Origin of the sequence: Fuerstiella marisgermanici (assembly GCF_001983935.1) — a bacterium.
Lineage (GTDB): Bacteria > Planctomycetota > Planctomycetia > Planctomycetales > Planctomycetaceae > Fuerstiella > Fuerstiella marisgermanici.
In genome coordinates this window covers 4,217,528-4,241,864 of sequence record NZ_CP017641.1, presented here as the reverse complement: position 1 = coordinate 4,241,864, position 24,337 = coordinate 4,217,528, and the positions used below count along the sequence as shown (strand labels likewise).

The 24,337-nt window shown below is 55.3% G+C and carries 19 protein-coding genes; 10 read left to right on the top strand and 9 right to left on the bottom strand.

Annotated elements, in window-relative coordinates; all coding sequences use genetic code 11:
• Positions 1-6: 6 nt before the first annotated feature.
• Together asnB and Fuma_RS15860 are read right to left on the bottom strand one after the other, a co-directional pair.
• On the bottom strand, positions 7-1,947 hold the full coding sequence (asnB, locus tag Fuma_RS15865) for an asparagine synthase (glutamine-hydrolyzing) (RefSeq protein ID WP_077024989.1): 1,941 nt from the start codon (positions 1,945-1,947) through the stop codon (positions 7-9).
• An 81-nt stretch (positions 1,948-2,028) separates the two neighbouring features.
• The gene (locus Fuma_RS15860; protein ID WP_077024988.1) at positions 2,029-3,201 is read right to left on the bottom strand and encodes a hypothetical protein; all 1,173 of its coding nucleotides are present in this window, start codon (positions 3,199-3,201) and stop codon (positions 2,029-2,031) included.
• 608 nt (positions 3,202-3,809) lie between these two features.
• Between Fuma_RS15860 and Fuma_RS15850 the strand changes: the two genes are divergently transcribed.
• Positions 3,810-4,250, top strand: coding sequence for a universal stress protein (locus Fuma_RS15850; RefSeq protein WP_077024986.1), 441 nt, complete (start codon positions 3,810-3,812; stop codon positions 4,248-4,250).
• A 289-nt stretch (positions 4,251-4,539) separates the two neighbouring features.
• Here Fuma_RS15850 and Fuma_RS15845 read toward each other — a convergent pair whose 3' ends face one another.
• The 6 genes from Fuma_RS15845 to Fuma_RS15820 all read right to left on the bottom strand — a co-directional run bounded on the left by Fuma_RS15845 (position 4,540) and on the right by Fuma_RS15820 (position 10,928).
• Positions 4,540-5,283: an HAD-IA family hydrolase gene (locus Fuma_RS15845; protein ID WP_077024985.1), complete on the bottom strand. Its 744-nt coding sequence runs from the start codon at positions 5,281-5,283 to the stop codon at positions 4,540-4,542.
• Positions 5,267-6,133: a fumarylacetoacetate hydrolase family protein gene (locus Fuma_RS15840; RefSeq protein WP_077024984.1), complete on the bottom strand. Its 867-nt coding sequence runs from the start codon at positions 6,131-6,133 to the stop codon at positions 5,267-5,269. Before Fuma_RS15840 ends, Fuma_RS15845 begins: the two co-directional genes overlap by 17 nt.
• Before the next feature lie 33 nt (positions 6,134-6,166).
• Positions 6,167-7,246 carry an RluA family pseudouridine synthase gene (locus Fuma_RS15835; RefSeq protein ID WP_083732085.1) on the bottom strand — a complete coding sequence of 360 codons (1,080 nt, stop codon included), beginning with the start codon at positions 7,244-7,246 and terminating at the stop codon, positions 6,167-6,169.
• Positions 7,243-8,301 (bottom strand): NADH-quinone oxidoreductase subunit E, encoded by a 1,059-nt coding sequence (locus tag Fuma_RS15830; RefSeq protein WP_077024983.1) that lies wholly within the window; start codon positions 8,299-8,301, stop codon positions 7,243-7,245. Before Fuma_RS15830 ends, Fuma_RS15835 begins: the two co-directional genes overlap by 4 nt.
• Positions 8,302-8,418: 117 nt before the next feature.
• Positions 8,419-9,807, bottom strand: coding sequence for a DUF4832 domain-containing protein (locus tag Fuma_RS15825; RefSeq protein WP_077024982.1), 1,389 nt, complete (start codon positions 9,805-9,807; stop codon positions 8,419-8,421).
• A gap of 152 nt (positions 9,808-9,959) precedes the next feature.
• Positions 9,960-10,928 carry a sugar phosphate isomerase/epimerase family protein gene (locus Fuma_RS15820; RefSeq protein WP_158521027.1) on the bottom strand — a complete coding sequence of 323 codons (969 nt, stop codon included), beginning with the start codon at positions 10,926-10,928 and terminating at the stop codon, positions 9,960-9,962.
• 466 nt (positions 10,929-11,394) lie between these two features.
• Between Fuma_RS15820 and Fuma_RS15815 the strand changes: the two genes are divergently transcribed.
• From Fuma_RS15815 to Fuma_RS15775, 9 genes are all read left to right on the top strand, one after another.
• Positions 11,395-12,195, top strand: a complete 801-nt coding sequence (locus Fuma_RS15815; protein WP_077024980.1) for a hypothetical protein — start codon at positions 11,395-11,397, stop codon at positions 12,193-12,195.
• Positions 12,196-12,288: 93 nt separating this feature from the next.
• Positions 12,289-12,792: a cupredoxin domain-containing protein gene (locus Fuma_RS15810; protein ID WP_145944204.1), complete on the top strand. Its 504-nt coding sequence runs from the start codon at positions 12,289-12,291 to the stop codon at positions 12,790-12,792.
• Positions 12,789-13,967 (top strand): right-handed parallel beta-helix repeat-containing protein, encoded by a 1,179-nt coding sequence (locus Fuma_RS15805; RefSeq protein ID WP_077024978.1) that lies wholly within the window; start codon positions 12,789-12,791, stop codon positions 13,965-13,967. The genes Fuma_RS15810 and Fuma_RS15805 overlap by 4 nt, the downstream gene beginning before the upstream one ends.
• A gap of 63 nt (positions 13,968-14,030) precedes the next feature.
• The gene (locus Fuma_RS15800) at positions 14,031-16,529 is read left to right on the top strand and encodes an FG-GAP-like repeat-containing protein (RefSeq protein WP_077024977.1); all 2,499 of its coding nucleotides are present in this window, start codon (positions 14,031-14,033) and stop codon (positions 16,527-16,529) included.
• A gap of 184 nt (positions 16,530-16,713) precedes the next feature.
• On the top strand, positions 16,714-16,905 hold the full coding sequence (locus tag Fuma_RS15795; RefSeq protein WP_077024976.1) for a hypothetical protein: 192 nt from the start codon (positions 16,714-16,716) through the stop codon (positions 16,903-16,905).
• Between the two features lie 180 nt (positions 16,906-17,085).
• Positions 17,086-17,640 carry a tetratricopeptide repeat protein gene (locus tag Fuma_RS15790; protein ID WP_077024975.1) on the top strand — a complete coding sequence of 185 codons (555 nt, stop codon included), beginning with the start codon at positions 17,086-17,088 and terminating at the stop codon, positions 17,638-17,640.
• Positions 17,641-17,693: 53 nt separating this feature from the next.
• Entirely contained in the window at positions 17,694-18,776 is a 1,083-nt protein-coding gene (locus Fuma_RS15785) for a hypothetical protein (protein ID WP_077024974.1), read from the top strand.
• 156 nt (positions 18,777-18,932) lie between these two features.
• A complete protein-coding gene (locus Fuma_RS15780; RefSeq protein WP_077024973.1) occupies positions 18,933-19,976 on the top strand; it encodes a DUF1559 domain-containing protein in 1,044 nt (347 codons plus the stop codon).
• 684 nt (positions 19,977-20,660) lie between these two features.
• Complete coding sequence (locus Fuma_RS15775; protein ID WP_077024972.1) at positions 20,661-23,660, top strand: FG-GAP-like repeat-containing protein; 3,000 nt, start codon at positions 20,661-20,663, stop codon at positions 23,658-23,660.
• A 46-nt stretch (positions 23,661-23,706) separates the two neighbouring features.
• On the opposite strand, the gene Fuma_RS15770 is transcribed toward Fuma_RS15775, so the two are convergent.
• Positions 23,707-24,333, bottom strand: coding sequence for an ASPIC/UnbV domain-containing protein (locus tag Fuma_RS15770; RefSeq protein ID WP_077024971.1), 627 nt, complete (start codon positions 24,331-24,333; stop codon positions 23,707-23,709).
• Between the last annotated feature and the right edge of the window lie 4 nt (positions 24,334-24,337).

Sequence of the window (24,337 nt, the reverse complement as noted above, 5' to 3'; positions counted from 1 at the left end):
CTGCATCTACAGGCTTGTCGGAGCCGTCAACGGGGGAACATCGTCCAGGTAGGTGCGGTGCCAGAGCTCAAGGCACAGCAGGTTCCACAATCGGTAAGCGTGATCAAATTTTGATGACGTGTGTTCTTCCACCAATTGACGCACAGCCGCCGGATTCAGTAAGCCTCGTTCTTCGCACTTCTTTGACAGCAACACGTCGTACAGTAGCGGCTTCAATTCGTTTCGCATCCAGTGGTCAATGGGAACACCGAAGCCCATTTTTTTGCGAGTCTGAATGTCTGGTGGAATGAGATCGCGGAAAGTTTCGGTCAACACCAGCTTTCCCTGTCGCACCGACTGCTTCACGGCCAGAGGCATGCGGGCCGCCAGTTCCACGACCTTGTGGTCAAGCATTGGGCTGCGGCATTCCAGACCAACATGCATGCTGGCGATGTCGACTTTGGTGAGCAGGTCATTCGGCAGGTATGTTTCGACGTCGACTGCTGTCGTGCGCGTTACCAGGTCGCGATTTGGGAACATTTTGTAGGCGTCGAAGAGACACGCTGCCGGATCGTGGTTGGCAGTCAGCGAATGCAATTCAGGGCTGACAAGTTGCTGAAGGCGACTGCGACTGAAAATACTGATCCAGTTCAAATAGCGTTCTTCTTCGTTTTGCCCCATCGTTTCCAACAGGCGTTTTAGTCTGCGGAGAAAGGATTTCTGTCGCACCGATGTCGGCAGGTAAGCGGCCGCCGACGCGGCCAGTTTGCGAATCGCACGTGGCGTGAGATCCATCTTGTGAGCCATCCGAACGGCTCGGTAGCGATCGTATCCGCAAAACAGTTCGTCCCCCGCGTCGCCCGTTAATGCCACTGTGACGTGTTCTCGCGTCATGCGAGACAGGTATATGGTCGGAATGGCCGAGCTGTCGCTGAACGGTTCGTCATAGTGCCAGATCAGTTGCGGCAGAATACTGAGTGCGTCCGGATTCACGACGGCTTCGTGATGATCGGTGCCCAGCATTTCGGACGCCTGCCGCGCGTAGTGACGTTCGTCGTAGGCGGCCACGGGAAAGCCGATCGAAAACGTCTGTACGGGTTGATCAAGTTGCTGCTGCATCAGGCCGGTGATCACTGTCGAATCGATCCCGCCGGATAGAAACGCGCCCAGTGGCACATCGCTGCGCAGCCGCAGTCGGACGGCTTCGGTCATTTCGTGACGCAGCTCTTCTCGCCAGTCGTTGATGGTGTTTTTGCTGGATTGCGGCTGGTCGTACGGCGGCGTCCAGAATCTTTTGATGGTGAATTCGCCGTTCTTCACGACGCCCAAAGATGCTGGTGGCAGACGCTGGAAGCCTTCCAGAATCGAATGAGGTGCGGGCACATATTGCAGCATCAGGTAGCTAAGGACCGACCGTCGGTTCAATTGCCGTGGTATGCCGGGAATCTGCAACAGTGCCTTTAGTTCGCTGGCAAAGCTAAACCGTCCGTCATCCATGCGATAGAAGAATGGCTTTTGCCCCAGACGATCGCGAGCCACCACCAGTTGCTGTTCGCGACTGTCCCAAATGGCCAGAGCAAACATGCCTCGCAGATGATCCACGAAGTTCAGCCCGTGGCGTTCGTACAGGTGCACGATAACTTCTGTATCGCCTTCGGTACGGAACAGGTGCCCTGCCGCAATCAGATCCTGCCGTAGTTCACGGTAGTTATAAATTTCACCATTGAAGACGATCTGGATCGAGCCGTCATGGTTGCCGAGTGGCTGGGCACTGCCGGCCACATCGATGATCGACAGTCGACGGTGCCCCAGAGCCACGCCGCATTCATGGCTGTCGTTGGGTTCAGCTTGCCAGTGACCTTCCGCGTCGGGGCCCCGATGCTGAATCGCATCCGTCATCCGCTGCAGGACATCGCGGTCAATCCGCTTTGATGGCTCCCACCAGACCGCTCCTGCAATACCGCACACAACCTGCTTTCCCGTTTAAAGAATTCTGCCAGGAACGAGTTGTAGCAGGCCGCCGGGCAATCACCAAAGGCCGCGCCGAAGTTACTTCTTCGGAAATTCTGCCACATACAAATCGTGAGCGGCCTGGCGTTCTTTGTCGGACGGGAATCCAACTGTTTCCATCGCGAAACGGAAAGGCTGTGGGCGGGAATCCACGGCGGGAAAACCGTAGTCCCGCGGGTCCTTGCCTCGCACAACGATAGCGACGGCCAATGCGAGGTCGCCGTTATAGACCGCGTATTTCTGCGCTGTGGCGGCGGGCTTACGACCGCGAAACAGGATTCCACGGTTGTCGAAGAGCGATTCCAGCAAGGCGATGTCTTCTGCTGTCCCCTGTTCGCGAATCAGCATCATCGCCGGCCGACCGTTCTCACCACGCAGAGCCGTTTTCAGGACGTTTCGAGCCAGCGTTAAGCCTTCTGGCATCGGATACTGCCGAGCGAACTCAAGCGGCCCGGTGACGGCGATTCGTTTGCGCAGAATGTAACCGCCTGCCAGACGAAGGTATCGTTTGTCGGCTTCAACGGAGTTGCGGAATGGCTGGTAATCGAGCATCGCGCTGATGGAAGTTGAGGTCGCTCGCGGCAGCCGATTCTTGTCATTGCCGCCGAACAGTAGCAGAGCTGCACAGGAATCGGCGGAGAACTGTTCCAACATCACTGGCGAAGGGCGAGTTGTTCGCAGCAACGCGGCCGAACGAGCTTCCAGCAGGTCTGGCAGTTCACTCGGCGATTTCAAAGCCGCGGAAAATAATTTCGGCTCAGCCTTAAGCAGTCGCACATACAACTGCACGGCCGCTACATCCGCGCCGACCAGCTTACTGAACCGGTCCCATTCCGGCAGCCCGGTGGCGGCTCGTGCTGATGGTGACTTTTCCAGTTCTGCGACGCGGGCTGAGAACGAGTTCCGCTCCAACTCTTTCAGGATCGATCGAATCAGTAGCTTCTGTTCGAGCGACCCATTCTCCAGGGCTTTCCGCAGCGGTGCGATTGCGACATCGCCCGCTTTTCGAAGTGCGACGGCGGCTGCCTGGCGAGCACTAAAATCGGGTGCTCCCAAATCGCCGATTAATTTGGCGAGGTTGGCTTCGTCCGGTTTTTCTGACGTTGATTCCTGAGCGGCCGCGGATGTGCCAGCCGCGATAGCGCATACCATGATCGACAGCAAAATGGCTGGTATTCGTTGCGGCCCGTTTTTGTTCAGCTGCCAGCTCATTGGGGCGGGAATTCAGGTGTCGGAATTGGTCTCTCGCTGACTCAGACGCTTTCACCACATTTATCTATCGTGTTTTAGACCTGATGAAAGGTTCATTCACCGCGGAACCCCCGGTTTTTTCGAGCTTGGCGATCGTATTTGGGGAAAGCGACCGCTGGCGCGGCGATTTCAGCTGCAAAGCCGCAGGCTGGACTGATCAGAGTGACGTCGGACGATCCGGGCTCAAATTCACCCCTAAGGTGCAGGGTTCGTGTCAGCACGGCAGCGTTAGCTGTTCCGGCGACCGCGGGCAAGCAGTGTGCGGGAGCGGCAGTGGTGGATGCTAATTCGCAGCGCCGCCAAAGCGACGGGCAAATCGGCGAGCTCGGTGCTCAGCGTACCAGCTGCGTTTGGCCGGATCGGTCGCAAATCGTCGTTTTCGGCTTCCGTCTGGCATTGTTCCGCTCCCTTTATCTAGTGGTTAAGTTTCCTTCTGCTACCCCCAGCGGATTTCCGGTCGGTTTGTTACGATATGCTGCTGAACTTTTTTGCTGGCGCATCTTTGATGCGGAATATGAATTTCAGCAGCAGCGGTGGAACCTCTACATCGGGATATCGGAGTTGAAGTTATGTCATGGCAAGCCAAGCAGTGCGTCGTCGTCCCCATCGACTTTTCTGAATCGGCTGTTCCGGCGATTCGAGAAGGGTTGAGCATGGCAAAGTCGCCCGATTGCGTGCACGTGGTGCATGTGCTGGCTGACCTCGATTCCGTTTCGCCCGGCGTACTCTTCGGCAATGTCACCGATGACACTCGGAAAACCGCAGCCGAAAAGTACACGCGTGAGTTCCTGAGCAAACATGCCATTGAGGGCGTCAACGTCAGCATTCTTATCGGAGATCCGGGAACTCGCGTTGTCGACTTCGCAAAGAAAAAGAACGCCGATCTGATCATGGTCCCTTCTCATGGCTATCACGGGGTGAAGCACTTGCTGCTGGGCTCAGTCGCGGAACGCATCATTCGCTACGCCAACTGCGCCGTGTATGTGCTGCGACGTCATGATGCGGAATGAGGCGCGAACGCGAATTGCCTGCTCGATAGTCGCCCTTAGTCTCGGGACGTAAATCAATTTATTGCCACATGCACGCCTCACGCAATTTATTGCGGGAGCGCGCGACCGAGCGTAGCCATTTCGCGGGAGGGCGGATCGCAGGTGGGACGAGTATTCTGTTCACAGGCTGTCCGCTCGCAGCCCCCTCCCGGACGTTGCTTGGCTCGTCCGACCTCCCCCTCAGCTTCGCTGGGGAGAGGTGCAAGCTTTAGCCATCGAAGAGCCTTAATTCGTTAATTCACATCCGTCGCTATGCTAAAATGTCAAGCAGATCGCCTGCATTCGCGATGACATGATCCGGATTGTGGCGCAGCAGCGCCTTGGCGGAATTCAGTCCCCACGTCACGCAGGCGATATCGACACCGGCGGCGCGAGCAGCGTCGATGTCGCGAATTTCGTCGCCGACATACAATACCTGCTCGGCAACTAACCCAGCCTGCTTGATTGTGGCTCGAATGGTGGATTCTTTGCCGAAAATCCGCGACGTGCCTTTTAGAAACTGGAAGTGCCTCGCGATCTGATTGGCCGTGAGACACTGCTGAATGTTGTCGGTGCTGTTCGACGAAATCACGCCCTGCTGCAGGCCAAGTTCTGAAATCTTCGGCACCAATTCAGCCACGCCGTCCATCAACGATACGTCCGACGCCTGACTTCGCACCTGTTTCAGAAACGCGGAGAACGCAAACGGCACTCGATGCGCGGGAATGCCATGCGACTTCAGGAATTCACTCATACTCATGTCGCGGACGGCAAAGGGATCTTCTACCGGTTTGAAGCCCTTTTTTGCGGCAAGCTGGTTGTACACATCCAGTGCGACAGACAGGGTGTCGGCCAGCGTGCCGTCGAAATCCCAGAGTACCAGTTTGTATTTCATGAAGATGTCATTGCGACCGGTAGCCGCGGCGGCGATCAGCCTGGCTTCAACATCGGCTGGATGCAGCACCTCAGCAGAGATTTCGTTGACGCCGACTGCCGACTTACTTTGCTTTGACAACCGGATTCGTCAGCGTACCGATGCCTGCGATCGTGATCGATACCGTATCGCCATCTTCCAGAGTGAAATCATCGTCTGGCACGATGCCCGTGCCCGTCATCAGGAATGCGCCGTTGGGAAATTCACTCTCGCGGTACAGCCACGTGGCAAGATCATCCAGCTTGCGATGGAGTTGTCCCAGGTCTGTGGTGCCGGTGAATATCCTGCTGCCCGAACGTTCGATGATGAGTTCAATTTGAGTGCCCTCAAGATCGAGCGGGCCGTCGGCCAGTAGAACACAGGGGCCGAGTCCGGCACACTGACGGTACACCTTAGCCTGAGGCAGATACAGTGGGTTTTCGCCTTCGATATCGCGAGCCGACATGTCGTTGCCGATGGTGTACCCGACGATTTTTCCGTCCGGGTTAATCGCCAGAGTGAATTCCGGTTCCGGCACTGACCAGTTGCTGTCACTGCGGACTCGCACCGACTGTCCCGGCCCGGACACTCGCGACGGCGTGGCTTTTAGAAACAGTTCCGGACGATCGGCGTCGTAGACTTTGTCATAGTGAGAAGCGCCGCTCTCGGATTCTTCCATGCGAGCCACCTGGCTGCGTTTGTAGGTGACGCCCGCTGCCCAAACTTCCTGCTGATCGACCGGAGCGAGGAATTCGACCTTCGATAACGGGATCGGCGGTGTGTCCGGACGGAGCAGAAATCGGGCCAGCCCCGCGGGGTCGTCCGCGTGCAGAATGTCGCTTAGCGAATGGCAGTTGTTGATTTGAGTCAGGTCGAGTGGCTGAACGGATTCCGCATGCACGGCGGCTACGGATTGAGTCCCGTCACTGTTTCGAATTCTTGCAAGCTTCAAGGGTCGGTGCTTTCTGGTTCGAATAATTGCCAGTCAACTGCGGAGGGCCGTCAGGGTGGCTTGGAAGTCCGGCGGTAATGGTGCTTCAAACGTGATCGGTTTTCCACTGACCGGGTGCGAAATTGTTAAACGAAATGCATGTAACGCCTGCCGTCCGATCAGGACCTCACCTTTCCCCGGTGAACCCGATAGATGTCCAGTCGTGAAATGATGCTCGCCGATATACTGTTTGTCGGCGATGATCGGTGTGCCGATGTGTTGAGCATGGACTCGCAGCTGATGAGTTCGTCCTGTGTGCGGATGAAACGCCAGCAGTGCGTGGCCCTTGAAGCGTTCTTTCGTTTCGTAAAAAGTGACGGCTTCTCGCGACCTGCCACCCGGAGCACACACCATCATTTTTTCGCGAACTCGGTTGTGAACGCAGACGTGCGTGCGAATAAAGTCGGCGTCGAGTTCCGGAACTCCTCGCACGATGGCACGGTATTCTTTTTTCACTTCGCGCTGTTCGAACTGGCTGCTGACGCGTTGATGAATCTGATTGTTCTTCGCGATCAGAATCACGCCGGTGGTGTCGCGGTCCAGCCGATGCACGATGCCCGGTCGGTGACGACCGCCGATGTCGCTAAGCTGATCAAAGTGGAACTGCAACGCGGCGGCCAGAGTTCCGGAATACGTGCCTCGCCCCGGATGCACAACCATGCCTGCCGCTTTGTTCACCACGACAATCGCATCGTCTTCGTACAGAATGTCGAGTGGAATGTCTTCCGCCTCGAAGCAGCGTTCACTGTCCGCCGACTGAAGTTCCACGTGTATCCGATCGTTCACGCGAAGTCGCCGTGACGGCTTGACGGTTAAGCCGTTGACCGTGACCTGGCTGGCGTCGATCGCCTTCTGCAGTTGCGCTCGGCTGTGATTGCCGAAGATTCGCGTCAGATAATGGTCCAGCCGCCACCCGTGGGCTCGCGATTCGACCGTCAAATCCACGGGCTCCGCCGCGTCGATGCCGCTGGATCCGTCGCCGTTTCCGGCAGCCGTTTCTAGCGATGCTTCGTCAATGTCGTCGGCGTCAATGCCGGACTCTGATCGCTCGTCAGAGCGATCGTTTCCGGTCATTTGGCGTCGCCTTCCGGCTTAGGTTCTGCTTTCGCTTCGCCTTCAGCCGCAGCTTCAGGTTTGCTGTCCGCTGCTTCTTCGGCCCCTGCTTCTGATTTTTCCTGTGGCTCGGTTTCCGGAGCGGACTCTTCTTTCGCGTCAGCTTTCGGCTCCGCGTCAGGCTTTGACTCAGCTGCGGGGGCGTCAGCGGCTTTCGGTTCCGGCTTCGCTTCTCCCGGCTTTGCCTTTTCGTCAGCGGCAGGCGTCGCAGGCTTGTCCTCTGACTCAGTCTTCGCTGGTGCGGCGTCGCTATCTTCTTTCGAATCTTTGTTAGCGTCTTCTTTGGGCGTATCACCTTCCGGTGTCACGTTGCTGAAGTCTGGCACTGGCAATTCCGGAATCGTCGGCACGGGCGACTGATTCGGCGTTGCGCCGGGATCGACTGGTTTTGGATTCTGCTTACTGAACCACGCATAAAACGTCTTGGCTTCAGGTGATTCCAGGGCTGCGATGCGATCCTCCGCATGTTCTTTGATCAGCGATTCTGGATAATCGTCCAGCACCTTTTGCCAGGCGGCAACGGCGGCTTTGACAGACTTCGCTTCACCGTCGCAAGTCGCTTCGGCAAGACGAGCCAATCCAGCCAGCACGCGTTCGCGTACCTGGTCGTCGATGTCTGTGCGGCTTTCAAGTCGTTCGAAGGCGGCTTTGGCCTGATCGAGTTCTTCCACACCAACTTCGCGATTGGTGAACATGTTGCCAACGCCGTTGTCCAGCAATCGTTCGGCCTGTCGCAACCGAGCCCAGACGGCAATGGTTGAGTCCGGGTGGGCATCGGCCAGATCGCGGTAATCTTCCGGTGTCACGGCGGTGAGTAGATCTCGCGACGCTTCGACGTCCCCGGCGGGAGCCCGCTTCATGTACACGACCACAGCGGCGACTGCCAGAATTGCTGCCACTCCGTAAATCAGCAGCGTGCCGTTTTGTTCAAACCACGGTTTGCTTTTGATGAGGAGCTTTTCCAGCTCAGTTCGGTTGTCGTGGCGGTGTGTTGTGGACGGTTCGATGTCCGACATAATTCGGGGTTCTTGGAGGCTAAGGGCGGTGATTACCAGTTTCAGCGGGAGTATAGGTGGGCAAAGGATTTGCGGTCAAGCTGTGCTGATACGGCGTTTGTGCATTCGCCGAAGGCTTTACGGCAGCATTCCCAGCCGAAACCAGCCGTCTGGCTGCTGCCTATCGGCCGAATTCGCAAACCGCAGCGGGAGCCCGTTTTTCAAAGGGTTGACGACTCGTATAGCCAACCGCTTGGCGTTGGTCGGAATTTGGTCCGTTTTCACGGACGTTTGCCACACACGAGGCGGATCGCCCGGAAGCAGGCCCGTCAGTGTCCAGTCGGTCGGCCATTGCTTCAACACCTGGCCGGATTCGTCCAGGGCCCCGATCACAATCGGCCACTCGTAATAGAACGGAGCCACACCGGTGTTCCTCAGTTCCAGCCGAACGTTCGCAGCTCGCTGTTCCTGTTTGGCCGAAGCCGCCGTGAGCGACGCCGTGGATACGTGAAATTCGTACCCCATTTTTTGCACGGCGGCGGACGCGTTGGCGATTCGTTTTGCCGACTGTTTTTTCTCCATCATGCCCGTATCCATCAGCCAGGTCGCATGAGTTTCTTTGACGGGCCGGTCAAAATCCTGAGCTTGCTTGTGTTTGACTTTGTCGTCGAAGATCTTGCCCCATAACTCGGGACGAATTTCGCCGCCGATGGGTTGAGTCTTCCATTTTTCGACGGCTGCATTGCCGGCCGCCTTCAACGACGGCATGAAGAACCAGTCGTCTTCCTCACGGCCGGTGTCCAGCGTCGCCCACGCGAAGGAATCGTCGTGGTAGCCGAACGGGCGTTCGGCGTTGGACGCGTACAGCCAGTGATCTTTGCCGCTGGGGTATCGCAGCAGCACTCGAGTGGTCTTGAACGCATCTTCGAAGGTGTCCATGACTTCGGCCTGAGTCGCCTTCGACGCGAACAGGTCTTCTCGCGGATATTCATGCCATTCGCCCCAGGTGCCCAGCAGCCCAGCCGTGATGAAACCGATGCGAGGGTCGCAGTCGTACTTCTTTCCCATCGCGTTGATGAAATTTCGCAGCGCCATCCTCATGCGTGGATCATCGTAATCCGGCGTGTGGACTTTTTCGGGCGGATGCGGGGCCGTGTTGGTGTTCAACCAAGTGGTGATCTTCAAACCATCCTTCGCAAGAAATTCAGGGATCCCGTTGTCTCGGCCGGGGTACACCATCCAGACGCGAATCACGGCCTGGTGACCTCGGCTGGCAACGTCGTTGAGCAATTCTTCCAGCGGCTGCCAACGGAATTCGTTCATGCCCGTCATCAGATCACTGAGCGGCACGTAGTTGAATTCCATGCTGTGCGGAAAGTTGTCTCGCTTGTCGCGGCCCGAATAGGGCACGAGCCCCTTCAGTGGATTGTCGACTGCGGCAGGCACGTATTTTAGAGTTGGCTGAGCAACCAAGGCCGACTGCAACGCGATGAAGACGGTCAGAAGGTAAGTAATTCTTCGGGACATAAATCAGGTTTTCGAAACTCAAAGATGGGCGGCCGATCATCGGCGTTGAGAAAACAGCGCTGAAGCTACCCCAGCAGAATACTGCGCTTCCCGCATCTTCACCACCTCCAGCGACCACCGGGAGCACCGCCGGCGCTTCAGCCTTCCTGACGTCACTCGCCCCCCACGCCAACCGCCCGCCGGTGCGTACCGGCAATGACGACTTCCATGTACTGACGCACCTGCTTGGCGAGCCGATCGATTCCCTCCGGCTTTGAAGGACGTGGTAGATTCGGGGCGAAGATGTTTTCGCAGCACAACGGTATCGTCCTGCCGGTGAAGGCAACCGGGTGCAGTAATTTGTAATGATCGATCTCCCCAAACCCCGGCCCGCAGTCCTCATCCTTCGGCCAGTTCCGATGATCCTTCAGACAGAAACTATGGACGACATCGGCGCACGTTTTGATATCCGGAATCGGGTCGACGTTTAGATAATCCATCACGTTGCCCGCGTCGTAGTTCACTTTCACGCCCTCGTCGTTGACTTCTCGAATGATCTGCGCACACGCCCGTCCTGTGCCCGTTGAACCACCGTGTTGCTTTACCACCAGCAGTACGTTGTTGTCACGTGCGATCGGTCCCAGTTGTTGAAATCGTTTGACCCACAGCGCCCTGTTTCCACCTTTGGTGTGGCCGAACGTCAGAACCTGAGAGATTCCTGCGGCCTCAGCCTGCTTGATGCGTTGAGTCAGCACTTCCATCGCATTAGGCGCCTCCGGATAGACGGTGGAAAACATCATCACCGGATTTAGCTCCAGATCGCGGCATCGCTTCGCCAGTTCGGACGCTTTTTGCGGCGACGCGTCCGTCGGCATAACGGGGACTTTTTCGCCGCCATCGGTTTCCCGATGACTTGTCCCCCAAGCCACGTGCCGATAGCCGGCCCCGGCGATGCTTTCTAATGCTCGCTGTAACGGAAAGGCCGCATACGGCAACGTCATGCAGCCAAGCTGAAACTTCGTCGGAGCCACCTCGTCGCGTTCATCGTCCAAAGCAACCGCGGACTTCGCAATCGGCAAGGTCATCGCAGCGGTCGCAACCCGGCAAAAAAGTGTGCGGCGGTTCAGTGGGGTGGTCTGCATTGTCATTCCATCGTCGTGGTTGGGTGTGCGCGGCATGTATTTTGTGGAGAGCAGGACCAAACAAGTGAGAGTCCCCGGCGTGCAGCATCACGTCTGTGGCGGCGAGTTTGGTTGTATGAGTACGCTTAGTCGTTCGGGAGATGTTCAGAGAAACAATAAACCACAGAACGAAAAGCTTTCCCGGAGACTCAATGATCAGGTCGCGATTTCGAGCCCCGTTTGAAGCAGGTTAACTTTTTGGCACCGCCAGGACCAGGACGGTGGTATCGGCCCAGTATGCCTTATTAGAGTCATGCGACGTTAAACATTTTGTGAGTGGCTTTTCTTTTGCGTCAATGGCAGAATGTTTGGAAGAGGAAGGGTTGCGGCGAATTACTCTTGTCAGCTCAAGTCGGCTGATGACAGACTCTTCAAACTGTCTGGCCGTTGTTGTCTCGCGGCCAAAACGTTTCAACTATGGTGAATCATGGCAAACAACGAATCAGCGGAAATCGGTGACGATGCAGGAGTCGGCGAAAACTCTTCAGATCAAAACCTGGCCAGCAGTCAGGCACCGGTCGCAGAGCAAGCGCTGTTGGGTTCAGTGGGCCGCAGCTTAATTCTCGCGGCAGTCTCTGCAGTGGTTGTCTGGGGGGCTCTTAGAGTGATGCTGCCCGTATTCGAGTTGCCGCCTCATTTGCGGGACCTAAGCGGCAATGCTCCTGAGGAGCAACAAAACGAACTGATGGCAGCGTCAGTAGCGACGTCCCACAAAAATGCCGCATTTGCGTTCGCAACACTCGCAGGTCTCTTGGCGTTGGCCTTAGCGATTGCTGAATTGATGTCTCGAAAACAGATTGGCCGCGCCTCCTGGGGCGGGCCGTTAGCCTTTCTGGTCGCCGCCGGAGTGGCAGCTTGTGGCGGCATGTTAGGTGGCTCATTAGCGACATCGACATCACTGCCGGAAGACCCGCTTACTAAGACGATTTTGCTGCAGGTAATTACTCTGGGAGTTGTCGGTCTGGGAGTGGGATTGGGCCTAAGCCTGGCAATTATGCTACCCAAAATTCAGCCGCAGCTGCTGGGCAACTGCGTGGTGGGCGGCGCGCTTGGCGGCGCACTTGGTGGCCTCATCTTCCCGTTGGCGTCCAGCGTCTTATTGCCGAGTGCACGAACAGAAGTGGCGATGCCGGACCCCGGAGCCAGTCGGTTACTCTGGCTGGCCGTTGGCGCGATTATGATTGCTCTCACGACGACTGGCATTGGGAAGGGAAAGAAGGCAGCTTAAGCGATCGCACCGTTGGCAAACGGAATCGATCGGTGCGAAGCGATTCTAACTCCGTCGCTGACTACGTGCCGGTTTGTGTGAGGGGGCACTTGGATGACGCTGAAAACCCTACGAAAACTACTATTGGTGTTTGGACTCATCTTTGGGGTAACGTTTGTTTCCCTGTGGCAACTGGGTGTGTTGCGGGGATCAGCTGCCGCATGGTCTCCAACGGCACTTGATACGCCGATCCTGGTCGAGGTTGTCGGGGAAGACTTTTTTTGGCGATTCCGATTTCCGGGTCCGGACCGTGAGTTCAACACGATAGATGACGCCAGCGTCGAGAAAGAACTACACCTGCCCTCGGGCCGTGACGTCGTCTTTCTGATAACCAGCGCCGACTATGTCTACACGATGACCATTCCCGATCTTGGTCTGAGGCAAATCGCAGTTCCGGAGCTTTCGTTCCCGTTAAACTTTCGGGGTGACGAGGAGCGTTCCTATGTGATTACCACAGACCCTTTGTGCGGGGTCCGGTTGCTGCATGACGACGACATGGGCAAGATCATTGTGCAGTCTGAATCCGCATTCGATTCCTGGTACAGAGGGATCCCATGAGAAGTTCCATCAATGCGGTCATTCAGTTTACGTTGGCTTTGGGGCTCCTTAGTGGATGTTCCGGCTCTTCAGCACCTTCCCGTTTCACGGTGATCTCTCCCGAAAACGATGGTGTGTATCACGTGCGCCCCGGCGAAAGTATCCAGGCCGCGATAGAGTCGGCTGCTGCGAATCCTGATGTAAAGACAGTGCGCGTTCATAGCGGAACTTACCGCCCATCAAGCCATGGGCAGGCCTTGATTTGGTTCAATCGAAAACACGATGGTGTCGTTCTTGAAGCTGACGGCACAGTGATCCTTACTGCGGCAAACGAAGAAATCGCCGACAAGTCTGCTAAAAGCTTTCCCGCCATCGTGAATCACGTTGTTTTCTTTGGCGATGGAGTCACAAGTAAGACCTCCATTTCCGGCTTTAAGATTTCGGGCGCGAATAATTACGTCATGACGACGGAGGGCGATCAGTCCATAGAACCGGACACAACGAACAGCGTGCTACAAAAAGGGTTGTTTTTCTACGCAGACGGTGGCGGAATCAAAATCTTCGGACGCTCGTATCCAACGATTAAAGATACGGAAATATCCGACAATTACGCCAGTCCCTGTGGTGGCGGAATCTCAATTGAGCAGGCTGGCTACAATCACGATCCGGTCAGCATCAGCAACTGTGTCTTTCGTAATAACCGTTGCCAGATCACGGGTTCGGCCGTCGACGTGTTGGTGGGCAGTTCGGCTACGCTCACAAACTGCCTGTTCGTGGGCAATGTTTCCAATACGGGGGTGAACTACATTGGTGGTTCGGAGAATCCGTACAACGAGGAGCATGGGTGCGGCGCGTTAACCGTATTTCCTGACTCCAAAGTCACTGTTGATCGCTGTACGTTTACAGAGAACTGGAACGGTGCTGATGATAAGGGCCCCGGCAATACGTATACGAATTCAATTTTCTGGATGAACACGAAGGCAGGGGGCATCTCCCCTGGCTCCCGATATGAGCTCGATATTCTGGACGGTTCGAATGTGCGAGGCTGTCTCTTCGGGGGAAGTACCAGCGATCTGCGGGGGACAATCGATGCGTCGTTAAACACGCTCGATGCGTCCGATCCCGAATTCGATAGCTTGTACACCCCTCAATCGGCAGACTATTCAGGCAAAGGCTATCGGCCTCAGTCAAAATAACAGCAACGTGAACTCGAACGTTCACTGAATAAGGGCAAGGGCGATGTCTTTGCAGGGTAAGATATGAGAACTCTGATCGCACTCATCCTTCTTGCGCCGCTCGCTGGCTGCAGTTCCAGGTCACCTGATTCAACCGGGGCTTCCGGCGACGACGCAAGTGTTTCCGTGGTTGACAAGCCACCCGTTCTGATGCCGGCTCCCGATTTCGTCTTAACGGACCAGTCCGGCCAGGATTATGGTTCGGATGACATACTCGGCAGGGCCTGCATCGTGAACTTTTTCTTCACGCGGTGTCAGGAGACGTGTCCACTGCAGACCGCGAGGCTGGCGGAGCTTCAGGAGAAATGGGAAAGCAATCCGGCGTGGAATGAGATCCGAATGATAAGCATCACCGTCGATCCAGCGCACGACACCCCGGACGTATTGATGGACTACGCGAAGGCTACAAATGCAGACACGGATCACTGGAAATTCCTGACGGGGCCCGACGACGCGATTAAAGAACTGACCACGCGCGGTTTTAGGCTGCCTGTGGAGGAAGCCGAGAATGCCGACGGCGCTTCGGTCGCTCACAGTCCTCAGTTCGTCCTGGTCGGACCGGAGGGCTACATCCGAGGCTTCTACGATAGTGGTTCCACGGCGGAAATTGATCAGCTGGAAACAGATGTCTTTACCACTTTAGAAGAACGACTGCTGTATCATCAGGATTTGTTGGATCCAGCTTGGGTTGAGGAACGCCGTGATGCTCAATTCGGCACGACTGATAAGTTCAGTGTGTTCCACGATTTTGGGTTCTTTGATCGTCGGCGTGAAAGTGGCATTACATTCCGCAACCGGATCGTGGACGACGCCGGACGCGAACACAAGCCGTGCCACTACGACCATGGGACGGGCGTCGCGATCGCAGATGTGGACGGTGATGGATTGCAGGACTTGTATTTCGTGACACAGGTTGGAGGCAACGAGCTGTGGAAAAATCAAGGCGACGGAACGTTCCAGGAAATGACCAGAGCAGCTGGCGTTGCAGTTGCAGATCGCATTGGTGTGTCTGCGTCGTTTGCGGACATTGACAATGACGGAGATGCTGACCTGTACGTCACAAATGTCCGCAGCCCGAACGTTCTGTTTCAGAACGATGGCACGGGCAAGTTTACAGATATTTCATCAACATCCGGCATCGACTATAGCGGGCACTCTTCGTCCGCCGTGTTTTTCGACTACAACCGCGATGGTCGGCTGGATCTGTTTCTGGTGAATGTTGGCGAGTACACAACTGATCAAACGGCCAATGTTGTGAATGACCGTCATACAGGGGCCGATGAACGTGACTACCCCTACAAGGTTGCCAATCCAGATGCATTCGCAGCCCACTTGAAGCCAGACCGCGCGGAAAGCAGCATCCTGTTCGAAAATCAGGGCGGCAACCGGTTTGTTGATGTTTCCTCAGCGGTCGGCCTTGAGGATTCTTCGTGGTCCGGGGATGCCAGTCCGCTGGACGTCAACGAAGACGGCTGGCCGGATCTGTACGTGCTGAATATGCAGGGCCACGACGAGTACTATGAGAATGACGAAGGTCGCCGTTTCGTAAAGAAAAGTCGCGAAGTTTTTCCAGCAACTCCGTGGGGCGCCATGGGCATCAAGGTTTTCGATTTCGACAACGACGGTCGACTCGATATCTATCTGACCGACATGCACACCGACATGTCAGGGCCGGTCGGCTTCGAAAAGGAAAAGCTAAAGACACCGAAAGAGAAGTTTGCACCGGAAATGATGAATTCCGATGGTAACCATGTGTTTGGCAATGCTTTTTTCCAAAAGCAGAAGGACGGTACTTACCGCGAGATTTCTGATCGCATTAACGCGGAAACCTATTGGCCTTGGGGGCTGAGCGTTGGTGACCTGAATGCCGATGGGTTCGAGGACGTGTTCGTGGCGGGTAGCATGAATTTTCCGTTTCGCTATGCGATCAATTCCGTGCTGCTGAATAACGAAGGCCGTGAGTTTCTGGATGCTGAATACATTCTGGGGATCGAGCCTCGGCGTGCCAACAGAACTGCCATTCCATGGTTCGAACTCGACGTGGCGGGAAAAGACCGCCCACTGTTTGAAGCGTATCGAGGCAGGGGGGCGAAGGTGACTCGGATGACTGCCTGGGGCGCTTTAGGCACGCGTTCGTCCGTGATCTTCGACATGGACAAGGACGGTGATCTTGACATCATCACAAACGATTTCAATTCGGAACCCATGGTACTCGTCAGCAATTTGGCAGAGCAGGAGCACACGTTCCACTATCTTAAAGTTGACCTTACCGGCAACGCCTCAAATCGTGACGGCCTTGGAGCATTGGTGACCGTCCGAACAGAAAAGCAAAGCTGCTTGAAGGTGAATGACGGCAAGTCAGGCTATCTGTCGCAGAGCAGTTGTCCTCTGTACTTTGGGCTTGGTCCATCGGACATCGTCAACCAAATTGAAGTGCAATGGCCGTCCGGGCAGTCGCAAACAGTAGACGGACCAATCGCTGTAGACAGACTGATTGAAATCACGGAACCTGATGCTGAGTAAGCCGCACAAAATTCAATTGGTTTTCCGTCTGCCTTGTTAAAGTAAAAGCCGGTGTGTCGGAATAGTTGAATTCGTTTTCTGCAGTCGTTCTAATAAACCCGTGCGTGCCGGGGCTCTGTTTCCTCAAACATTCCCTTCAACGGTCGATAGTTTTCGTCTCTTAACTCCTTGAGGTGCTGTTTTGATGTCTCGTTTTTCATGGTTAGCTGTGGCGTTCGCATTCTTGACTGTTGTAGGTTGCGGTGGACCAGGATCCATCGATGCCCCTGATGAGGCAGAAGTTAAAGACAAGACCCCTATTGAAGAAGACATGGAAGCAGCGGGGATGGGGGAAATGACGACAGAAGAATACTTGAGTGGCGGCAAGAAACAGTAGACCAGCTGCAACGATAGGGTGTGGTGGCTGTCCACAGGCGCGGACACGCCGCTTCACCTGTGTCGGCGGTCTCATTTTGTGAAACATCGTCCGCATACTGCTAAGGGCGGGCGGATCCCTTCGGTTCCAAGACGTGTTGGAGCGATGAATCAGTTGCCCCCAAGACCACGACGCTCCGCATTGTCGACGCAAACGTTTTACTTTGGGATCGCTTTGCTTCTCCTGCTGTTTCTCGGTGGAATCGCGCATTCTGTATTTCGCACAGGTGAATGGCCGCCGATTCGTTTTGGCTATGTGGATCAGCATCTGCAGCTGCTGGAAAGTCGCCGGCCTGTCGAGATGATCCCCGAACTGCGGACCGCTGCTGCAATAAACTTTGACGATGGTTACGCGCAGCTAAAACTGCTGTCGAATGGATACGCGGTTGGGGACACGGACAGCATTCTCCAGGGGCTTTACGGCCTGCTCAGTCATACTCCCAGCGATTCCGAACTGCATGGTGAACTTGCGATTGTGCTGCTTAATAGCGGTCGGTTCGACGACGCCCTGGTCCACAGCAAAGTTGCCACCAAACTTAATCCGGATTCTGCTCAGTTGCAGATCACGTTGGGGGCCGTCATGCTGGCGATGGGGCGGATGCAGGAAGCTGCGGATGCCTACAGGAAGGCGCTGGCGCTCAAACCGGATTCGGAATCTGCGCAGCGTGCTTTGAACCATCCATTGAAAAATTACTGACAGATTGCCGCGCCAACTCTGAAACGCAGGGCGGTCTGAGGGAAGATCGCGAAATGGCGAGTGGTTCCACATCGCGTTCAGCCGGATTGATCGGACGCTGCTTCGTTCACCCGGTCTTCGACTACCTGTTAATCGGTGGCGGTCTTAGCTTGATCGTTATTCCAGCCGTCTTTCTGTTTGGCGGCCCGCCAGTTATGGCGGATTTCAGCGTTCTGCCATGGTTCATCCTGTTCAGCAACAGTGCTCATTTTGCCGCGTCAACAGTTCGACTCTATACGAAATCCGGCTCGCGGGAAGCACTTCCATTCCTGACGATGGTCTTCCCGCTGGTGACCTTGTGCGTCTTAACGCTGTGTATCTTTGAGGCGGACGTTGTCGGTCGATACATCCAATTGCTCTATCTTTCCTGGTCGCCATATCACTATGCCGCTCAGGCGTACGGTCTCGCCGTGATGTATTGCGTACGCTCTGGTTGCATCCTCAGCACAAATCAAAAAAAGGCGCTGTGGTGGATCGCGCTGCTTCCCTTCTTCAAGGTACTTTTGGTCGCAGTCTCGAAACACCTCGTTTCGTGGCACATGCCGGAATACCTGCTCTGGAGTGACGTCGACTGGCGAACAGGAGTCGATATCGCCGGAAGAATACTTGGCGTCATGGCAATGTTCTTACCTGTTGCGCTGTTTGGAATCGTATGGCGCAGTCACCATCGCAGCATGCCTGTGATCAGCCTCCTGATAATCATGACAAACGGCGTGTGGTTCGTGGTGTTTCCATTGATTGACGGTTTCATCTGGACAACCATTTTTCATGGCGTCCAGTACCTTGCGATTGTCATGATTTTTCATGTGCGCGATCGAGTGGCCCTTCCGGAAAACCGCCGCAGTGTGGCGTTTCACGTGCTTTGGTTCTACGGAATGTGCCTCGTGCTTGGATACGCGTTGTTCAACTGCCTCCCCTACGGGTATCAAATGCTGGGATTTGGGGCAGCGGAAAGCGTGTTGCTGGTGATAGCCGCAATTAACATCCATCACTTCATCGTTGATGGCTATATCTGGAAACTGCGTCGTGGCGACATTAACCGTCGCGTCGTCGAGGCAGTTTCAGACGGAAACCGACCTCAGGCTACTCTGTCGTAGTTTTGGAGTTTTTTAGTTTCGTTGGCAATTTTCTTTGAGAAAGTGAAGTTGCCTTGATTTTTTGTGAATGATTTTCGATCATGGGAAGGTGCTGTCGCACAGGGGAGGCTGATTACGCCCCCCATTTTTACTGTTGCGTTTTTTGGGAGGTCCTAAATGAAGCTTTCTTTACGAATTCGGCGAGGCTTTACGCTCATCGAATTATTGGTCGTGATTGCAATTATCGCGATCTTAATCGCACTACTGCTTCCGGCAGTACAACAGGCACGCGAAGCCGCTCGGCGAACGCAATGCAAAAACAATCTCAAGCAACTCGGCGTCGCGCTGCACAATTACCATGATGTGTATTCCATGTTCCCGCAGGGGAAGGTTGTTGACAGGAACATCCGATACCCTGGCTGCCCGGGTTGGATTAATGGGTCAGGCTTCAGCTGGCGTGTGGCGATCCTGCCGATGATCGAACAGGCTCCGCTTTATCAGGCCAATGCAACGGATGATACGAGCATTACCACCTGTGGTTCATTCGGTAATCAACCGGCGAGAGACAGACGACTTATGTTGCTGAGAACAGCCATTGCCGCTTATCTTTGCCCGAGTGATGCCACGCTCTTCGTCGGGGCAGAAAAGCCGACGAACTATCCGGGTATCAGCGGTGGTGGCGACAATGCGGCGAACAGCCATGGCGATCGAGATCCCCAGGACCGTCAGGGAATGTTGACTTTTCGCGGTGCCCGAATTCGGGACGTTGTGGATGGCACAAGTAACACGGCGATGGTTGGTGAAGTGCATCGCGGTGTGTTGTTCAATCGCTACAGCGGTGGTCCCAGCAATATTACCGGCCAAAGATGTAAGTGGTGGGCCGCCGAATCCGGCTTCTGCCATGCCGACACCTACTGGCCGCCAAACGCTGCTGCTCCAAGAAAGGGCAACAACATCGGTCAAACGGCTCCTCAGAATGGCGCGGCCAATGACACCGGTTGCCAGAGCGGTCAGGGGCCGTGCGCGGATCAGGTATCGTGGGTCGATGACCTTGCCCCCAACGAGCCAGGAGCTAGAGGCGTGTCGAGCGCACACACTGGTGGAGCTCAAGTCCTGTTTGGGGACGGTGCTGTACATTTCGTCAATGAAAACATCGACACAGGTGTCTGGCGGGGTGCTGGTACTATGAGTGGTGGAGAAGTCGAAAACATGCAGTTCTAGCAGTCGGATTTCCCGAACGTTAGCAGGCAACCAGAAACCCAGTGTCTAACGACACTGGGTTTCTGCCGTTCAGATCTGACTTCTCTTCGCGATGACGCCCCTGGAGGGCAGCGTGTTCGGCTGCCTTTCGCCCAACATCGTGTTGCAAATTTCTGTTAGATACGGGACTGCCTACCCGCTGGAGTCCTTCTTTCCTGAGCTTCGTTTTGTCGACGCGTGGACAGCTCGGCGATCAGGTTAGTTCTTTGTCCGTTGTTCCACTGGCCGAATTCAGGATGCAGTCCAGGCCCTTTTCACCCTGGAAAGGACGCAGTCGCGGACGGGGCTGAAGAATCTCCTGTTCGATGCTCAAGGTACGGCCCCAGCATCGCCGGAGGGGTTCTCATTTTCGTAGCTCGAATTACGTGTATCCACTTCAGTGTTTGGCGGCTTTGTGCTGAGAAGTTTGGCCGGTACTCGAAATCCACAGCTTCGCCGCAGGCTAAGAACGCCCGAAATAAAAACCAGCTGAGCCGCGTTTTGCCGACAGTAGTCAAGATGCAAGGAAGAATCATGCGTCGACAAATGTCATCGAGCGGAAATGGCGCACCCTGAAACGTAAACCCAAACGTCGCGGCTCACCCCGGTCTTGTTTGACGTTCTAAGTCATCTTTGAGGTTTCCCTGAAAATGCCAGGAGATTCTGATGACACGCCCATCGTTCCAATGGTTGTTTCGACCACGCATACTGCTCGCAGCCATAGCTGTTTGTGTGGCTGTCGCAGTTGGTGTGACTTGGGTACAAAGCCAACAGCTCGATCCAGACGCTCTGACATCTCAGGCGTACGAGCTGATCAAGGAGGGAGACCTGGAATCTGCCCGGCTGGTCCTTGCCAAACTGCAACAGCTTCAACCGGAGAACGCTGAGGTCGTTGAGACGCTTGCTGAAGTATGCATCCTGGAGGGCGATGAAGAAGCGGCTTTGGAATGGCTGCAAAATGTCCCTGTTTCAGCTCCGCAGAGCGCGGTTGATGCCGCGTATCGTGGTGCGCAACTTGCCATGCAATGGAATCGCCCCAGCGATGCACGTGAGTGTCTCAATCACTGTTTGCAACTTCGTCCTGATCACTCAGCAGCTCGAAGATTGCTGATGCATCTGGAATTGATCCTGACGCGGTGGGAAGCAATGTTCGCTCATGTCGCCGAGCTCGACCAGCTTGGACAGGCATCTCCGGCAGACATAGCATTGTACTGTGTTGGAAGGAACTTCTATTGGGAAGACAACTCGCACCTGGAATGGTTGAAGGCCTCGGTGCAAAAATCCCCCGATGATTGTCTGGCACGTACAGCGCTCGCCTACTACCACAGGCTGGAAGGCCAGCTGGCGCGTGCAAACTCGCTGTTGCAAGATTCTGACTTTTCCAGGTCCGGGTTCGAAAGTTGGCGTCTCAATTTGGGGGTGGCCGAGGTCCATCTGGATCGGGGAAATTTTCAGCGTGCACGCACTGAACTGTCGCAGCTGCCGCCAGTGGGTGATGCCAACTTGAGGACGTGGCTGGCACAAGCTCAGATTTTTACGGAGCAAGGAGATACCGCCTCCGCGATTGTTGCCTACAAAAATGCTTCGCTGCTAAGCCCCTTCGACCCAGAGCCGGTGGCTGCGTTATCGCGTCTGCTGACGCATCAGGAAGATCACGGCGAAGCTGCGAAGTGGGCTCACCGTGCACAGCTAAATGGTGAGCTGTGGCAAATCTTAAGCCACGCGAAACCGTTGGAACCTCAAGGCCCGGCTGCAAAAACGGTGATGCAGATGGGGCGGATTCTGAGTAGGCTCGAACAACACAGAGCTGCAGTCATCTGCTTCAAAGCCCTCACCGATCACATCGAATTTGGTGCAGAAGCCAGACGCTTGGTAAAAGACACTCGGCAGAACGCCAATCCCCAACATTGTTTGCTTGTGGCAAGTTCAAAGGATCTCGACCATTCTGTATCCCTCGTTGGAGCCCCCCGGATCGCTGTTGCGCAATCTACTGACACCGGAATAAGGCCAGATGCGGCAGGCCCATCGCAACCTCTGGCTCTTGTTGATATTGCGACCGAAATTGGCCTCGGGTTCACATATTATCAAAGCGGTGGTCAGCAGGATTCTCTGACGGAAACTTTGGGGGGAGGGATCGGGGTTGTTGACTTCGATTTGGACGGTTGGCCGGATCTGTTTTTGACCCAAAGCAACCCACAGCCGGGTGAACCTGGCAGCCCACTTTCCGATCGCTTGTTCAGAAACTTCCGAGGCGGTGCAGCAGTCGACGCCACCGCTGTGGCCGCCGTGAATCACCACGGCTACGGGCACGGCTGTGCTGTCGCAGACATAGATAATGACGGATTTCCCGATCTGTATGTCTGCACCCGTGGTGCGAACGTAATCTATCGAAACAATGGAGATGGAACATTTTGTGACGTGACAAAAGAGGCGGGGCTGACTGGCGTGCAATGGAGTACGAGCGCATCGTTCGCAGATTTTGACCGCGATGGCGACCTCGACCTCTACAACACAAATTACGTTCGAATACCGGACGGCAGGCTGGGGGTGTGCCGAAACGGCAACTATCACGGGCCCTGTCGCGTGATGGATTTTCCGGCAGAGCAGGATGTTTTTCAGCTCAATATGGGCGATGGTTCATTTCAGGATCTAACGGCTGACGCAGGGCTTATGGCAGCCGACGGAAAAGGCCTGGGCGTAATCTCATCCGACGTTGACAATGATGGCTGGGTCGATTTGTTTGTCGGAAACGACACAACAGGAAACTTCCTGTTTCGAAACCTTGGGGAGGATGTGCCCCGAAGGGAAAAGTCGGCATGGCGTGGCTTCAGCGAAACGGCCGTCCTGGTTGGCGTTGCGTTCAATCGCGATGGAAAAGGAGAAGCATGCATGGGAATCGCGTCCGAAGACCTCAACCATGATGGGCTTTTCGATCTCTTCATTTCAAACTACGAAGATGAGACGAATACGTTCTACACTAACCTTGGCGGCCTTGGGTTCGAAGACCGCACCCATCGCGTTGGCCTCGCAGCTGCAAGTCGGCCGATGCTAGGCTGGGGAGTTCAGTTTATCGATCTCGATGCTGACCGAGATCGAGACCTGTTTGTCGCCAATGGACACCTGTATGACGTGCCTATGCGCTCGCAGCTGTTTCTGAATCAATCGGGCGAGTTTGTAGATGCTTCCGACAAGGCTGGCCCGTTCTTTCAAACGAAGAAGTTTGGACGCAGCGTTGCAGTTGTCGATTGGAACTGCGACCTGGCCGCGGATTTGGCAGTGAGTTTCCTCAACAGTCCTTCCGCGCTACTTGCAAACCGCCATCCGGATGCAAATCGCATGGCTGTGCGCCTGATCGGCACGCAATCGCCTCGGCAGGCTCAAGCGGCGCGGCTGTCGATCACGGCAGGCGGCCGCACGACGTGCTTTCAAAACAGTTCCGACGGGGGATTCATGGCCGCAAATGAAAACGATGTAAAGATCGGTCTTGGTCCGCACGAAACTGTCGATACGCTTCAGGTCACATGGCCCTCCGGTGCAATTCAGGTGTGGGACCATCTTGCGGCTGGCAGGAAGTACACGTTGGTGGAAGGTCGCCCGACTCCGTGGATGATGGAATCCGTCGAAGCTGATGATCGTCTTCGTTATCGAACCGGCGAGGCAAACTGAAACCCAGCTCGTGCGTCTCGTTCGGCGGTGTGTTTGCCGGCTATTGTTATTTCTCAGTAGCTGCTGGCATGACGACGTCGAATTTCTGAGTGCCTTCAGTAATTTCGATTGTGCCATCGACCGGAAGATTTTGAAATTCCTGCTTGCTGCCTGATGGCCAGATTATGGTCAGCCTGTCGACGCTTTCAGCCGTCCCGACGCCGATGTTTAGTCGAGCCGGACTCTGCCCCATAAATCCGTTTGCGGCGAACAGATCGCGATAGATTTGTTTGCCTCCGGCTTCGACAATCACTCGTGCTCCGATCGCTGAGCGATTGCTCTCGACACCTTGCAACCGAAAGTCTACACGGTGATTGGCGTCAGGGAACCGATTCAGGAACAAACGCAAGGGGCCTCCTCCGACAGATCCAACAAGAAGATCCGGCGTCAGGTTTCCATCGAAGTCCCCTACCATTACCGACCGGGAATCCGCGTCGATATTCGCGTTGGATGCGAACGAAGCATCCAAAAATTGGTTGCCGTCAACATTCAGGAATAAGCAATTCGTTTCGTAAGCACTCAGGTTGTCTCCATTTCGCAGCATTGCGAACGGGTGCGTCCAGAATTCACCAGCTGATGAATCGATATCACCGAGCGGTTCGATGCTGCACGTGCGGTCAAGTGGCTGTGACACGACA